The following is a 14,775-nucleotide window of genomic DNA, read 5'->3' as shown; positions in this document are numbered from 1 at the left end:
TCGCTGGAGTGAAAATTATTGCGGTAAAGTTTGGTAGATTTTAGTTTGTATAGAGTTATTTTAAATATTTACCTTTTTAATCAATGGGTTAAGTGCTCTTTAACATGATGGATGTGTTGTTTGTGTGATACTGTAAAGTTGGTAGATTGTGACTGGCTTAAAAAATCATTAATTAATAATAGGTTATGTTTAGAGAGTTCCCCGCGTCAGCGGGGATAACCATTCAGGTATGTTCAGGCCGTGCTGTTTCCCGCCCGGCCTTCCTCACTTACGCATTCGACCAGCTCTGGATCGAATCCGCATTTCCCAATTCCCCATGCATCACTTCATACGATTTTTTCAGAATCACATCAGTATGTTTGGTTAGGTCTTTGAAAATGCCTTTATTCATCGCGTCGTAGCGTTTGGCATTGCTCTCAATCGGTATAAAGATATCTTTCACGCGAACCATTTTATCGACAGCCGTTGCGTAATCCGGGTATAGCCCCAGACCTACCGCGGTATTAATCGCTGCCCCCAGACTTGCACAACCGTTAATGGCGTTACGTCGTGCCGGAAGGTTGAACACGTCGGCAAAAATCTGCATAAACAGATCGCTGTTCGAACCGCCGCCAGTAATGATCACATGCTTCGCAAAGTGATTCATTTCATTACACATATTGTCGTAATTGTTCTTCAGCGTCAGCGCCACGCTTTCCAGTATCGAACGATATATCCATGCGTAATCCATGCTGGAATCAAAGCCGATCATAATCCCGCGTTTGTACGGTTCCCACGGATTGGTCAGCCAGTCCAGCACCGTCATCAGACCATTACAGCCTGGCGGCACACAAGAAGCTTTTTTGTTGAGTAAATCTTCCGGTGAAAGATCCTGCGCCCTGGCATCCTGAATTAACGACTCGCCTAGCATGTCGCGCAGCCAGCTCACCGTCCACATGCCTTTACGGATACCGTAACCTTCATACAGCAATGTTTGCGGAATAGAAGACATAATCGGCCAGTACGCCACCGGATCTTTCGGCAGTGCTTTGCCGTTCATCATCAGCGCGATGTAGGTGCCAAGAGAAATTACCGCCGTTTCATCATCCAGTAATCCGGCCCCCAGAGCTTCTACCGGTTTATCACTGGTGGTACAAACAACCGGCAGTCCTGCCGGGAAATGTGTCGCCAGTGCGGCTTGTGGTGTGATATGTCCGAGGACGGTGCCAGGCATTTGCACATCAAACAGCATATGACGGGGGATATTAAACTTATCCATTACCGCAGCATCTTCACTCCATGCCCAGGTCTTATAATCCACCGGCCACTGACCAAAATAGTTGGCGATATTGTCTTTAAACTCGCCGGTTAAGCGATGCGTCAGATAACCCGAAAAAGAGGTGACATAGGCCACGTCAGGATTAGTGTGTTCGTAGGGACGCGTTACGCGTGCATCCTGCCAGCTAATCAACGGCGCAGCAGGCGTGCCATCGGCTTTCAATAACGCACGGCAGCAACGGATGGATCCCAGACCAATACCGACAATATCTTCTTTATTCCCGGCAAACTGACTCATCAAATCGTGACCGGCAAAACATAATGATGCCCATAAATCGTCGTCAGGATGTTCTGCGGTATCGGCATCTGGCGTGTGCATCGGCTGCAATAAACCTTTGCCTTCGCAAACCACGTTACCTTCCAGATCGTACATCACCACTTTTGTGCTCTGACTTCCGCCATCAATCCCTATGATGTATTTCTTCGACATGATTTTTCTCCTGTAATTTTCCTGGCTTACTTGCTGCTAGCCATTGCGGGGGCGCTATCAGCAGTACGAATTTTTTGGAACAGCAAAAAGGTAAAGACAATCACCATGGCAAGCGCCGCCATGCCCATCAGCCACATATTGCGGTAGGCTTCTGCTGCGGGCAGGGTGTCTTGCCAGTGGCCGATAATTGGGTAAACGAAGACATCCGGCAGGAATCCAATCACCGAGCAAATACCTACCGTGGTGCCCATAATGTAAGACGGTGTTCTCGCTTCGCCAGGGCAGGCCCAGTACAGCCCGCGTGAGGCGTAACAGGTGAATCCCAGCAGTAAAATCAGGCCAATCCCCATCGCGACCGATTGCGGGTTAGAGTTCGTGACGAGCAGGGCAGTTAACGCCAGCAGGCCGAGTACGGAAAGGATTTGGATCACGCGGGTAGGGGATTTCACTTTGCTGTAGGTGGTGATTATGCCGCCAAGTGGGCCGCACAGCGCGCGGAAGATTTTGTTGATCACAATCCCCATGTAGCTCGCCGCCACCAGCGACATGCCGTACATTTCGGTCAGATAGTTGGTGGAGTAACTCAGAATGGCGTAGATGGTGAAGACACCAAAAATCACCATGCTGCAATACCAGGTGGTACTGATACGCAAAACGGCCAGGATATCGCTAAGCTGGAATGACTGTTTTTCTTCGTTATTGGCACTGCGCAGGTTGTTGTTATCGCTAACAAAAAACCAGCACAGAAGCCCCAACAAGATGTAAACCACACTGTAGATGATAATGACCGTTTTCAGGCTGGCGCTGTCATCCGGTGCAAAGCGAGAAAAGACCCACATGGTAAACACCGCCAGCGACATTACACCGACGCCGCGCAGCCCTTCCATCCAGCCCATAATTTTCCCTTGCTCGCTATGATCGCCAAGCAACGATGCGGCTTTAATCGACACCGACCACAGCATTAAAATCGTTGTTATCGCAAAGGCGACCTGAATACAGAGCATTACCCACAGCGGTGGATACGTTGCCATTAACAGACCCAGTAATCCGGTAATGATCATCGCGGAAGTAATCATTTTGCGGTGTGAAAATTTATCGGCAATAACGCCGCTGGGGGCATAAAGAATAATAGCAGCAATACCAAAGGTACTCATTATTAAGCCTATCTCGGTATTGCTGAATCCCATAAATTTCGCCATGGGAATTTGATAAATATAACGTAAATAAGCCAGGTCGAAACTAACGCCGCTGCTAAAACTAATTATCGCGAGGGTTATCCAACGGCGATATGAGTTGTGTTGCATATCGTATTCCCATTTGTAATAGACAAAAAAAAGAGAAAAGTAAGCCGCCCTTTCAGGTGGATTACTTTTCTCAGGTCTCTAGTAATTGCAATAAGAAATAACATGGAAAGCAGAGGTGTTGTGTGAGAGTAATCACGCTTCTGCTTTTTAAAACTATTTGATAATGCGAATATCACACTGTGATTACGATCACATTAGCAGTTATGCCCTTATGCTAAAAATTATCTCCAGTTACCAGAGATAATGAGAAAGGTAACTTCCCTCTCGCGGGGGAAGTTACCTTTCTTTTTTTTTTGCCTTACGGAAATTGGAGCTAACTATGTCAATCGAATCTCTCAATGCGTTCTCAATGGATTTTTTCTCCCTGAAAGGTAAAACCGCAATTGTTACCGGCGGGAATAGCGGTTTAGGCCAGGCATTTGCCATGGCGTTGGCCAAAGCAGGCGCAAATGTCTTTATTCCTAGCTTCGTCAAAGATAACGGCGAAACAAAGGAAATGATTGAAAAACAGGGTGTTGAGGTGGACTTCATGCAGGTGGATATCACCGCAGAAGGCGCGCCGCAGAAGATAATCGCCGCCTGTTGCGAACGTTTCGGTACCGTCGATATTCTGGTTAACAATGCCGGTATTTGTAAGCTGAATAAGGTGCTGGACTTCGGTCGTGCCGACTGGGACCCGATGATTGATGTGAACCTGACCGCCGCATTCGAGTTAAGCTATGAAGCGGCAAAAATTATGATCCCGCAGAAAAGCGGTAAAATAATTAATATCTGTTCATTATTCTCTTACTTAGGTGGACAATGGTCACCTGCATATTCTGCCACTAAACATGCTCTTGCCGGGTTCACCAAAGCTTATTGTGATGAACTAGGTCAATATAATATTCAGGTAAATGGTATCGCCCCTGGCTATTATGCAACAGATATTACGCTGGCGACACGCAGTAATCCAGAAACCAATCAGCGCGTTCTTGATCATATTCCGGCAAACCGTTGGGGCGATACTCAGGATTTAATGGGCGCAGCCGTATTCCTCGCAAGTCCGGCATCGAATTATGTCAACGGGCATTTATTAGTAGTTGATGGCGGTTATTTAGTGCGCTAACCCATAACGGTGGTTTCTGTTTTCTCTTATTAATGATTATTCCATTTTTATTATCAGGAAGGAATTACTATGTCTTTATCTCGCGCAGCGATTGTCGACCAGCTAAAGGAAATTGTTGGTGCAGATCGCGTAATTACCGATGAAACAGTATTAAAGAAGAACAGTATTGACCGTTTTCGTAAATTTCCGGATATTCATGGCATTTATACTTTGCCGATTCCGGCAGCGGTCGTAAAACTCGGTTCCACAGAGCAAATATCCCGTGTGCTGAATTTTATGAATGCGCACAAAATTAACGGTGTGCCGCGTACCGGTGCTTCCGCCACCGAAGGTGGGCTGGAAACTGTTGTAGAAAACTCGGTGGTGCTCGACGGCTCCGCCATGAATCAAATCATTAATATTGATATTGAGAATATGCAGGCGACGGCGCAATGTGGCGTTCCCCTGGAAGTGCTGGAAAACGCGTTGCGTGAAAAAGGTTACACCACGGGGCATTCTCCGCAGTCAAAGCCGCTGGCGCAGATGGGCGGCCTGGTAGCAACCCGCAGTATCGGGCAGTTCTCCACACTCTACGGCGCAATCGAAGATATGGTCGTTGGTCTGGAAGCAGTATTGGCTGATGGCACCGTCACACGCATTAAAAACGTGCCACGCCGCGCGGCTGGCCCGGACATTCGTCACATCATCATCGGCAACGAAGGTGCATTGTGCTATATCACTGAAGTAACAGTGAAAATCTTTAAATTCACCCCGGAAAACAACCTCTTCTACGGCTATATCCTGGAAGACATGAAAACCGGCTTCAACATCCTGCGTGAAATCATGGTGGAAGGGTATCGTCCGTCGATCGCTCGTTTGTATGACGCTGAAGATGGCACCCAACACTTCACCCATTTTGCCGACGGAAAATGCGTGCTGATCTTTATGGCTGAAGGTAACCCTCGCATTGCGAAGGCGACGGGCGAAGGGATTGCGGAAATCGTTGCCCGCTACCCGCAATGCCAACGCGTGGACAGCAAGCTGATCGAAACCTGGTTTAACAACCTGAACTGGGGACCGGATAAAGTGGCTGCCGAACGTGTGCAGATCCTCAAAACCGGCAACATGGGCTTTACTACCGAAGTGTCCGGCTGCTGGAGCTGCATCCACGAAATCTACGAAAGCGTTATTAACCGTATTCGTACCGAGTTCCCGCACGCCGACGACATCACTATGCTGGGCGGTCACTCCTCTCATAGCTATCAGAACGGCACCAACATGTACTTCGTCTACGACTACAACGTTGTCAACTGTAAGCCGGAAGAGGAAATCGACAAGTACCACAATCCGCTCAACAAAATCATTTGCGAAGAAACCATTCGCCTCGGTGGTTCGATGGTGCACCACCACGGTATCGGTAAACATCGCGTTCACTGGAGCAAGCTGGAACACGGCAGCGCGTGGGCGTTGCTGGAAGGGCTGAAAAAGCAGTTCGATCCTAACGGCATTATGAATACGGGTACTATCTATCCGATTGAAAAATAATGTGTCAGGCAGCGTTCTGCGATGATGGGGCGTTGCCTTTTCGGCTTCTCAGGCGAGAAGCCGTTCTTATTACCGGACAATGAAGGGGTAAAGATGAACACTTCACCGGTGCGAATGGATGATTTACCGCTTAACCGTTTTCACTGTCGAATTGCTGCGCTCACTTTCGGCGCACACCTGACCGACGGTTATGTTCTCGGCGTCATTGGTTACGCCATTATTCAACTTACGCCCGCCATGCAACTGACGCCGTTTATGGCGGGAATGATCGGCGGCTCGGCGCTCCTTGGTTTGTTTCTTGGCAGCCTGGTTCTTGGGTGGATCTCCGACCATATTGGTCGGCAAAAAATCTTCACCTTCAGCTTTTTGCTGATTACGCTCGCTTCGTTCTTGCAATTTTTTGCCACCACGCCAGAGCATCTTATTGGGCTGCGCATTTTGATCGGCATTGGTCTGGGAGGCGATTACTCAGTAGGTCACACCTTGCTGGCTGAATTTTCCCCGCGCCGCCATCGCGGTATTTTGCTGGGCGCATTCAGCGTGGTGTGGACCGTAGGCTATGTGTTGGCAAGTATTGCCGGACATCACTTTATTTCCGAAAACCCGGAGGCCTGGCGCTGGCTGCTGGCATCGGCAGCTCTGCCCGCGTTGTTGATTACGTTATTACGCTGGGGAACGCCAGAATCGCCACGCTGGCTACTGCGCCAGGGGCGTTTTGCAGAAGCTCACGCTATCGTGCATCGCTATTTTGGTCCCCATGTTTTACTGGGCGATGAAGTGGCAACGGCGACCCATAAACACATCAAAACCTTGTTCTCTTTGCGCTACTGGCGGCGCACGGCGTTTAACAGCGTCTTCTTTGTCTGCCTCGTAATCCCATGGTTTGTGATTTATACCTGGCTGCCAACTATCGCCCAGACTATTGGACTGGAAGATGCGCTGACTGCCAGCCTGATGCTTAATGCGTTGTTAATTGTGGGCGCGCTGCTGGGATTAGTTCTGACGCACCTGCTGGCACATCGCAAGTTTTTGCTGGGAAGTTTTTTGCTGCTGGCGGCAACGCTGGTAGTGATGGCCTGTTTGCCTTCCGGCAGTTCATTAACGCTACTGCTTTTTGTTCTCTTCAGCACCACCATTTCGGCAGTCAGTAATCTGGTGGGCATTTTGCCTGCGGAAAGTTTTCCTACTGACATTCGCTCGCTGGGTGTCGGTTTTGCCACCGCCATGAGTCGGTTGGGGGCGGCGGTAAGTACTGGCCTGCTGCCGTGGGTGCTGGCGCAGTGGGGAATGCAAGTCACCTTATTGCTCCTGGCGGCAGTGTTGTTGGTTGGTTTTGTTGTGACCTGGCTATGGGCACCAGAAACCAAAGCCCTCCCGCTGGTGGCGGCGGGAAATGTAGGAGGTGCGAATGAACATTCTGTTAGCGTTTAAAGCCGAACCGGATGCCGGAATGCTGGCGGAAAAAGAGTGGCAGGCGGCGGCTCAGGGTAATAGCGGACCGGATGTTTCGCTACTGCGAAGTTTACTCGGTGCTGATGAACAGGCTGCCGCCGCGCTGCTGTTGGCGCAGAGAAAAAACGGTACGCCGATGTCTTTAACCGCGTTGAGCATGGGGGATGAACGGGCGTTACACTGGCTGCTCTATCTCATGGCTCTTGGGTTTGAGGAAGCTGTATTGCTGGAGACGGCGGCAGATCTGCGCTTTGCGTCGGAATTTGTCGCTCGCCATATTGCCGAATGGCAGCGTCAGAATCCGCTGGATCTGATAATTACCGGCTGCCAAAGCAGCGAAGGGCAGAATGGGCAAACGCCATTTTTGCTGGCGGAAATGCTGGGCTGGCCATGCTTCACCCAGGTGGAGCGTTTCACTCTCGACGCGCCGTTTATCACCCTCGAACAGCGTACTGAACATGGGCTGCGCTGTTGTCGGATTCGCTTGCCTGCGGTGATTGCCGTGCGTCAGTGCGGTGAAGTGGCCTTGCCAGTACCGGGAATGCGCCAGCGAATGGCTGCGGGGAAAGCGGAAATTATCCGTAAAACTGTTGCTGCCGAATTGCCAGCGATGCAGTGTCTGCAACTGGCAAGAGCAGAGCAACGACGCGGAGCGACGCTGATTGATGGGCAAACGGTAGCAGAAAAAGCGCAAAAGCTATGGCAGGACTATTTACGCCAAAGGATGCAGCCATGAATATCGCAATTGTGACAATAAATCAGGAGAATGCCGCATTAGCGGGCTGGCTGGCGGCGCAGGATTTCAGCGGTTGTACCCTGGCGCACTGGCAAATAGAACCACAGCCCGTAGTGGTGGAACAGGTGCTGGATGCGCTGGTGGAACAGTGGCAGCGAACGCCTGCGAACGTTGTTCTCTTTCCGCCGGGAACGTTTGGCGATGAACTGTCGACTCGGCTGGCCTGGCGTTTACATGGTGCAAGCATCTGCCAGGTGACTTCGTTAGAGATTCCAATCGTAAGCGTGCGCAAATCCCACTGGGGAAATGCGCTAACGGCGACGCTGCAAACAGAAAAACGCCCGCTATGTCTTTCCCTGGCGCGCCAGGCGGGAGCAGATAAAAATGCCACTTTGCCCTCTGGTATGCAGCAACTGAACATAGTCCCAGGTGCGCTTCCGGACTGGCTGGTTAGTATAGAGAACCTGAAAAATGTTACCCGCGACCCATTAGCTGAGGCCAGACGGGTGTTGGTGGTGGGGCAGGGCGGAGAGGCAGATAACCAGGAAATCGCTATGCTGGCAGAAAAGCTGGGAGCCGAAGTGGGCTACAGTCGGGCGCGAGTGATGAACGGTGGCGTTGATGCTGAAAAAGTGATTGGTATTTCCGGACATCTGCTGGCACCTGAGGTGTGTATTGTTGTTGGCGCTTCTGGCGCAGCAGCGTTAATGGCGGGCGTACGCAATAGCAAGTTTGTGGTGGCGATTAATCATGACGCCAGCGCAGCGGTATTTTCACAGGCAGATGTTGGCGTGGTTGATGACTGGAAAGTGGTGCTGGAGGCACTGGTGACAAACATTCACGCAGATTGCCAATAACGTGTTGCCGGATGATCCTGCCTACGGTTCTGGACTGGGGACCTGTAGGCCTGATAAGACGTGTTAAGCGTCGCATCAGGCGCTGAATGTCGGATGTGGCGTGCGGCCTACAAATCAAACCAAATTCAATTGGTTACGATTATCCCGTCAAAGCAATTTTTTCGCTAACGTCCAGACTCCGGTATTCGTGGTGGAAAGCGCCACGACACCCGCGTTAATCGCATTACGCGCATCTTCTTCATCGCATACCAGCCCGCCAGCAATCAGCGGTTGGCGGATTTTTTCCGTCACCCAGCCCAGCACTTTGGGCATACAGCCTGGCAGGATCTCAATACAATCCGGATTCGATTGCGCAACTTGCTTATCAATGTTGTGAAACGAAATTGAATCAACAATAAACAGGCGATGAATACAGAAAAAACCTTCCGCTCTTGCCGCTTTCAACATTGAGGCTTTGGTACTGATAATGCCGTCCGCCTCGGTCACCAGTTTCAAAAACTGAATCACGACTTCTTTATTTGACGCGCCTTCCAGCAAATCAACATGAATAAAAGCATATTTCCCGGCGTTCTTAATCTTTTTAACGATATTACTGATGGTGCAGATATTGCCGTACAACACGGAAATAAATTGGCATTCAGAATGGATTGCCAGTTGCAGGCTGGCATTATCTTTAACGGCAGCAATCACCGGATTCTGGCGGAGCAGGTGTAAGAGGGGCATAAATTATCCTTATTATTTATCCAAAGCGGTAGGTGATGCCGAATCCGGAAGGTGGATAGCGCCACTGTTGTAGTGTTGATTCGTCGCACAGCAAACGGCAGGTGCCACACTCAAGGCAACCGCGATAATCAACACGCAAGTCGCCTTCCGGCGTGAGCGCAAAAAGACCTGCCGGGCAGGCGTTAATTAATCGTTCTGCCGTCTGGCGCTCAACGGAGTCAGCCGGAACAATATGCGGCGCATCAGCAGCGCTTGCCGGAACACGACTTTGCGTAAGGGAAGAGAGTGGGCAAACAATCCCTAACGAGAGCGTTTGTTGATTAGTATAAAGAAATGCGCCGCCGGGTAAGTCATCACAGATTCCGCCGCTGAACAGCAACGCTGCGCCTTCGTTATTCTCCAGATGAAAACGTTCTTCAATAGCGGATGTTTCCAGCGACAGCACTTCTTTGATCCCCAACGCCATCGCTTCGCCAGCAGGACGAGTCACTAACCCGTGACGTTCAGCCAGGACGCTGTTGGCACCTTCTGCCAGCACCACATAACGGGCGCGGAGAATATCGTCACCACAAATGACACCACACACCCTGCCGTTTTCTTCATACAGTGCATCCACCGTCGCACCAGGGATGCATTCGACACCTTCTTTTTCGGCTTCGGCAACCAGCCACGGATCGAACCGTGCACGTAATACACTCCAGGATTCACCGCCGGGCTGTAAGCTGGAAAACGTCGTTGCGCCATCCGGCGTTAACAGGGAAAGGCTTTCGTGAGTGATGCGTCGTTCAAGAGGCGCGGTCAGATGAAATTGAGGGAGGAGTTCCGCGAGTGCATGGGTATATAACCGCCCGCCGGAAAGATTTTTGCTGCCGGGGATTTCAGCGCGTTCCAGTAACAAAACGGATAAACCCGCTCGCGCGCAGCGTAACGCGCAAGCGGTGCCTGCAATACCGGCACCAATAATAATAATGTCGCAGTCGTCTTCCATGTCATGCCCCAGATATCCTGAACACAACACCCTAACATAGCGTTACTTAAGGGAAATTGACCGCCGCCACACTCTTATCATTCGCCGCGATAGATACAACCAGCGGTGCAGGTTTCTTTTACCATCACCGCACTTAACAGCGGCACAACGGGTTTAACCTGATCCCAAATCCATTTTGCTAAAACTTCGCTAGTTGGGTTTTCCAGACCTGGAATATCATTGAGATAATGGTGATCGAGGCGCTCATAAGTTGGCTTAAACGCCGCTTTTAGTTCAGCGAAATCGATAATCCAGCCCGTATGCGGATCGACTTCCCCGGTAATTTCCAGTCGCACCATAAAGGAATGCCCGTGCAGGCGACCACATTTATGCCCTTCCGGGACGTGTGGTAAGCGGTGAGCGGCTTCGAAGGTGAAATCTTTAAATAACGTGGTGGACATCATAATTTCTCTACAGGACGATAAAACCGCCGTAGAGTACCGGAAAGGCTCTTTTTTCGCATTATCTAAAACGACTTTGTTGCGCAAAATCGCTGATTTATCTTAATGATTGGCTAAATTCATTTTTTTCAATAGGTTGGTTAATCTATTTTGTTGTTAAAGACTATTGCTAAAACAGGTTAGTCGATTTGGTTATTAGTTATCGCTATCCCGTCTTTAATCCACACCGTTCACCCCGTTAACCTTACCTTCTCTTCTGTTTTATGGGCGCTGACAGGGCGCAGAAACAGCTTTGCTTACTGGAACATAACGACGCATGACGACACAGGTCCCACCTTCCGCGTTGCTTCCGTTGAACCCGGAGCAACTGGCACGCCTTCAGGCGGCCACGACCGATTTAACTCCCCCCCAGCTTGCCTGGGTTTCTGGCTATTTCTGGGGCGTGCTCAATCAGCAGCCTGCTGCGCTTGCAGCGACGCCAGCGCCAGCCGCAGAAATGCCGGGTATAACTATTATCTCTGCTTCGCAAACCGGCAATGCGCGCCGGGTTGCTGAAGCATTACGCGATGATTTATTGACGGCAAAACTGAACGTTAAGCTGGTGAACGCGGGCGACTATAAATTCAAACAAATCGCCAGCGAAAAACTGCTTATCGTGGTGACGTCAACGCAAGGAGAAGGGGAACCGCCGGAAGAAGCCGTCGCGCTGCATAAGTTCCTGTTCTCCAAAAAAGCGCCGAAGCTGGAAAATACCGCTTTTGCCGTGTTTAGCCTCGGCGATAGTTCTTATGAATTTTTCTGCCAGTCCGGGAAAGATTTCGACAGCAAGCTGGCGGAACTGGGCGGTGAACGCCTGCTCGACCGTGTCGACGCCGACGTTGAATACCAGGCTGCTGCCAGCGAGTGGCGCGCCCGCGTGGTTGATGCGCTTAAATCGCGTGCGCCTGTCGCGGCACCTTCGCAATCCGTCGCTACTGGCGTGGTAAATGAAATCCACACCAGCCCGTACAGCAAAGACGCGCCGCTGGTAGCGAGCCTTTCGGTTAACCAGAAAATTACCGGGCGTAACTCTGAAAAAGACGTTCGCCATATCGAAATTGACTTAGGTGACTCGGGCCTGCGTTACCAGCCGGGTGACGCGCTGGGTGTCTGGTATCAGAACGATCCGGCACTGGTGAAAGAACTTGTCGAACTGCTGTGGCTGAAAGGCGATGAACCTGTCACCGTCGAGGGCAAAACGTTGCCTCTGAACGAAGCGCTACAGTGGCACTTCGAACTGACCGTCAACACCGCCAACATTGTTGAGAATTATGCCACGCTTACCCGCAGTGAAACACTGCTGCCGCTGGTGGGCGATAAAGCGAAGTTACAGCATTACGCCGCGACGACGCCGATTGTTGACATGGTGCGTTTCTCCCCGGCACAGCTTGATGCCGAAGCGCTAATTAATCTGCTGCGCCCGCTGACGCCGCGTCTCTATTCCATTGCCTCCTCGCAGGCGGAAGTCGAGAACGAAGTACACGTCACCGTTGGTGTGGTGCGTTACGACGTGGAAGGCCGCGCCCGTGCCGGGGGGGCCTCCAGCTTCCTTGCGGACCGCGTGGAAGAAGAGGGCGAACTCCGCGTATTTATCGAACATAACGATAACTTCCGCCTACCAGCCAATCCAGAAACCCCGGTGATTATGATTGGCCCAGGCACCGGTATCGCGCCGTTCCGCGCCTTTATGCAGCAACGTGCTGCCGATGAAGCACCGGGTAAAAACTGGCTGTTCTTTGGCAACCCGCATTTTACGGAAGATTTCCTCTACCAGGTGGAGTGGCAGCGCTACGTCAAAGAGGGTGTGCTGACACGTATCGATCTCGCCTGGTCGCGCGATCAAAAAGAAAAAGTTTACGTACAAGACAAACTACGCGAACAGGGCGCGGAGCTGTGGCGCTGGATCAATGACGGTGCCCACATTTATGTCTGCGGCGACGCTAATCGCATGGCGAAAGACGTTGAGCAGGCACTTCTGGAAGTGATTGCCGAATTTGGTGGTATGGACACCGAAGCGGCGGATGAATTTTTAAGTGAGCTGCGCGTAGAGCGCCGTTATCAGCGAGATGTCTACTAATGAGCGAAAAACATCCAGGGCCTTTAGTGGTCGAAGGAAAACTGACAGACGCCGAGCGCATGAAGCTTGAAAGCAACTACCTGCGCGGCACCATTGCGGAAGATTTAAACGACGGTCTGACCGGCGGCTTTAAGGGCGACAACTTCCTGCTGATCCGCTTCCACGGCATGTATCAGCAGGATGACCGCGACATCCGCGCCGAACGTGCTGAACAGAAGCTGGAGCCGCGCCATGCGATGCTGTTGCGCTGCCGTCTGCCGGGTGGAGTTATCACCACCAAACAGTGGCAGGCGATCGATAAATTTGCCGGTGAAAACACCATCTATGGCAGCATTCGCCTGACCAACCGCCAGACATTCCAGTTCCACGGCATTCTGAAAAAGAACGTCAAACCGGTGCACCAGATGCTGCACTCGGTCGGTCTTGATGCGCTGGCGACCGCTAACGACATGAACCGTAACGTACTCTGCACCTCGAACCCTTACGAGTCGCAGCTGCACGCAGAAGCGTACGAGTGGGCGAAGAAAATCTCGGAACATCTGCTGCCGCGTACCCGCGCGTATGCGGAGATCTGGCTCGATCAGGAAAAAGTCGCCACCACTGATGAAGAACCGATCCTCGGCCAGACCTACCTGCCGCGTAAATTCAAAACCACGGTAGTGATCCCGCCACAGAACGATATCGATCTGCACGCCAACGACATGAACTTCGTGGCAATCGCCGAAAACGGCAAGCTGGTAGGCTTTAACCTGCTGGTGGGCGGCGGGCTTTCCATCGAACACGGTAATAAGAAAACCTACGCCCGCACGGCGAGCGAGTTTGGTTATCTGCCGCTGGAGCATACCCTGGCGGTGGCGGAAGCCGTCGTGACGACTCAGCGCGATTGGGGTAACCGTACCGATCGTAAAAATGCCAAAACCAAATACACGCTGGAGCGCGTGGGTGTTGAGACATTTAAAGCGGAAGTGGAACGTCGCGCGGGGATCAAATTCGAGCCGATTCGCCCGTATGAGTTTACCGGACGCGGAGATCGTATTGGCTGGGTTAAGGGCATTGATGATAACTGGCACCTGACGCTGTTTATCGAAAATGGTCGCATCCTTGATTATCCGGGGCGTCCGCTGAAAACCGGCCTGCTGGAGATCGCAAAGATCCACAAAGGTGATTTCCGCATTACGGCGAACCAGAATCTGATCATCGCCGGTGTGCCGGAAAGTGAGAAAGCGAAGATCGAGAGGATCGCCAAAGAGAGCGGGTTAATGAATGCCGTCACGCCGCAGCGTGAAAACTCAATGGCCTGCGTGTCATTCCCGACTTGCCCGCTGGCGATGGCGGAAGCGGAGCGTTTCCTGCCGTCTTTTATCGACAACATCGATAATTTAATGGCGAAACATGGTGTCAGCGATGAGCATATCGTGATGCGTGTAACAGGCTGCCCGAACGGTTGTGGTCGCGCGATGCTGGCGGAAGTGGGCCTGGTGGGTAAAGCGCCGGGTCGCTACAACCTGCATCTTGGCGGCAACCGCATTGGGACACGTATCCCACGGATGTATAAAGAAAACATCACCGAGCCGGAAATCCTGGCGTCGCTTGATGAACTGATAGGGCGCTGGGCGAAAGAGCGCGAAGCGGGTGAAGGCTTCGGCGACTTTACGGTGCGTGCGGGCATCATTCGCCCGGTGCTCGATCCGGCGCGCGATTTGTGGGATTAACCATCAGCCCGGTCTTGTAGGCCTGATAAGACGCGTGAGCGTCGCATCAGGCAAGGCAAACAGTGAGGAAT

At 51.5% G+C, this 14,775-nt stretch carries 12 protein-coding genes and 1 pseudogene; 7 read left to right on the top strand and 6 right to left on the bottom strand.

Going from position 1 to position 14,775, the window contains the following annotated elements; genetic code table 11:
• Nucleotides 1–268: 268 nt before the first annotated feature.
• Both OQV04_RS09015 and OQV04_RS09010 read right to left on the bottom strand, forming a co-directional pair.
• Nucleotides 269–1,747 carry an FGGY-family carbohydrate kinase gene (locus tag OQV04_RS09015; protein WP_032281515.1) on the bottom strand — a complete coding sequence of 493 codons (1,479 nt, stop codon included), beginning with the start codon at nt 1,745–1,747 and terminating at the stop codon, nt 269–271.
• Nucleotides 1,748–1,773: 26 nt separating this feature from the next.
• Entirely contained in the window at nt 1,774–3,051 is a 1,278-nt protein-coding gene (locus OQV04_RS09010; protein ID WP_274446712.1) for an MFS transporter, read from the bottom strand.
• Between the two features lie 319 nt (nt 3,052–3,370).
• Between OQV04_RS09010 and OQV04_RS09005 the strand changes: the two genes are divergently transcribed.
• The 5 genes from OQV04_RS09005 (at nt 3,371) to OQV04_RS08985 (ending at nt 8,725) form a co-directional block, all read left to right on the top strand.
• Nucleotides 3,371–4,156, top strand: coding sequence for an SDR family oxidoreductase (locus OQV04_RS09005; RefSeq protein WP_000021342.1), 786 nt, complete (start codon nt 3,371–3,373; stop codon nt 4,154–4,156).
• A 69-nt stretch (nt 4,157–4,225) separates the two neighbouring features.
• Entirely contained in the window at nt 4,226–5,680 is a 1,455-nt protein-coding gene (locus OQV04_RS09000; protein WP_032281514.1) for an FAD-binding oxidoreductase, read from the top strand.
• A gap of 21 nt (nt 5,681–5,701) precedes the next feature.
• Nucleotides 5,702–7,111 (top strand): MFS transporter, encoded by a 1,410-nt coding sequence (locus OQV04_RS08995; RefSeq protein ID WP_162721661.1) that lies wholly within the window; start codon nt 5,702–5,704, stop codon nt 7,109–7,111.
• The gene (locus OQV04_RS08990; RefSeq protein WP_032281512.1) at nt 7,089–7,868 is read left to right on the top strand and encodes an electron transfer flavoprotein subunit beta/FixA family protein; all 780 of its coding nucleotides are present in this window, start codon (nt 7,089–7,091) and stop codon (nt 7,866–7,868) included. Before OQV04_RS08995 ends, OQV04_RS08990 begins: the two co-directional genes overlap by 23 nt.
• A complete protein-coding gene (locus OQV04_RS08985) occupies nt 7,865–8,725 on the top strand; it encodes an electron transfer flavoprotein subunit alpha/FixB family protein (RefSeq protein ID WP_032281511.1) in 861 nt (286 codons plus the stop codon). The genes OQV04_RS08990 and OQV04_RS08985 overlap by 4 nt, the downstream gene beginning before the upstream one ends.
• A gap of 147 nt (nt 8,726–8,872) precedes the next feature.
• Here OQV04_RS08985 and OQV04_RS08980 read toward each other — a convergent pair whose 3' ends face one another.
• The 4 genes and pseudogenes from OQV04_RS08980 to queD all read right to left on the bottom strand — a co-directional run bounded on the left by OQV04_RS08980 (nt 8,873) and on the right by queD (nt 10,876).
• The gene (locus OQV04_RS08980) at nt 8,873–9,448 is read right to left on the bottom strand and encodes a glycerol-3-phosphate responsive antiterminator (RefSeq protein WP_032281510.1); all 576 of its coding nucleotides are present in this window, start codon (nt 9,446–9,448) and stop codon (nt 8,873–8,875) included.
• 16 nt (nt 9,449–9,464) lie between these two features.
• The gene (locus OQV04_RS08975) at nt 9,465–9,680 is read right to left on the bottom strand and encodes a ferredoxin family protein (protein WP_274446714.1); all 216 of its coding nucleotides are present in this window, start codon (nt 9,678–9,680) and stop codon (nt 9,465–9,467) included.
• A gap of 18 nt (nt 9,681–9,698) precedes the next feature.
• A pseudogene (locus tag OQV04_RS08970) lies at nt 9,699–10,436 on the bottom strand (FAD-dependent oxidoreductase); the annotation flags it as partial.
• Nucleotides 10,437–10,513: 77 nt separating this feature from the next.
• Nucleotides 10,514–10,876 (bottom strand): 6-carboxytetrahydropterin synthase QueD, encoded by a 363-nt coding sequence (gene queD / locus OQV04_RS08965; protein WP_000108294.1) that lies wholly within the window; start codon nt 10,874–10,876, stop codon nt 10,514–10,516.
• Between the two features lie 316 nt (nt 10,877–11,192).
• Between queD and cysJ the strand changes: the two genes are divergently transcribed.
• Both cysJ and cysI read left to right on the top strand, forming a co-directional pair.
• The gene (gene cysJ, locus OQV04_RS08960) at nt 11,193–12,992 is read left to right on the top strand and encodes an NADPH-dependent assimilatory sulfite reductase flavoprotein subunit (protein ID WP_032281508.1); all 1,800 of its coding nucleotides are present in this window, start codon (nt 11,193–11,195) and stop codon (nt 12,990–12,992) included.
• Nucleotides 12,992–14,704 (top strand): assimilatory sulfite reductase (NADPH) hemoprotein subunit, encoded by a 1,713-nt coding sequence (cysI, locus tag OQV04_RS08955; RefSeq protein ID WP_001290715.1) that lies wholly within the window; start codon nt 12,992–12,994, stop codon nt 14,702–14,704. Before cysJ ends, cysI begins: the two co-directional genes overlap by 1 nt.
• Nucleotides 14,705–14,775: the final 71 nt, after the last annotated feature.

It is taken from the genome of Escherichia sp. Lx600-2 (assembly GCF_036662595.1).
GTDB classification, from domain to species: Bacteria; Pseudomonadota; Gammaproteobacteria; order Enterobacterales; family Enterobacteriaceae; genus Escherichia; species Escherichia coli.
This window is presented reverse-complemented; position numbering and strand designations above follow the sequence as displayed.

Excerpts from the sequence above, each read along its gene's own strand:
- OQV04_RS09015 (WP_032281515.1), bottom strand. The coding sequence starts at position 1,747 with ATGTCGAAGAAATACATCATAGGGATTGATGGCGGAAGTCAGAGCACA.
- OQV04_RS09010 (WP_274446712.1), bottom strand. The coding sequence starts at position 3,051 with ATGCAACACAACTCATATCGCCGTTGGATAACCCTCGCGATAATTAGT.
- OQV04_RS09005 (WP_000021342.1), top strand. The coding sequence starts at position 3,371 with ATGTCAATCGAATCTCTCAATGCGTTCTCAATGGATTTTTTCTCCCTG.
- OQV04_RS09000 (WP_032281514.1), top strand. The coding sequence starts at position 4,226 with ATGTCTTTATCTCGCGCAGCGATTGTCGACCAGCTAAAGGAAATTGTT.
- OQV04_RS08995 (WP_162721661.1), top strand. The coding sequence starts at position 5,702 with ATGATGGGGCGTTGCCTTTTCGGCTTCTCAGGCGAGAAGCCGTTCTTA.
- OQV04_RS08990 (WP_032281512.1), top strand. The coding sequence starts at position 7,089 with ATGAACATTCTGTTAGCGTTTAAAGCCGAACCGGATGCCGGAATGCTG.
- OQV04_RS08985 (WP_032281511.1), top strand. The coding sequence starts at position 7,865 with ATGAATATCGCAATTGTGACAATAAATCAGGAGAATGCCGCATTAGCG.
- OQV04_RS08980 (WP_032281510.1), bottom strand. The coding sequence starts at position 9,448 with ATGCCCCTCTTACACCTGCTCCGCCAGAATCCGGTGATTGCTGCCGTT.
- queD (WP_000108294.1), bottom strand. The coding sequence starts at position 10,876 with ATGTCCACCACGTTATTTAAAGATTTCACCTTCGAAGCCGCTCACCGC.
- cysJ (WP_032281508.1), top strand. The coding sequence starts at position 11,193 with ATGACGACACAGGTCCCACCTTCCGCGTTGCTTCCGTTGAACCCGGAG.
- cysI (WP_001290715.1), top strand. The coding sequence starts at position 12,992 with ATGAGCGAAAAACATCCAGGGCCTTTAGTGGTCGAAGGAAAACTGACA.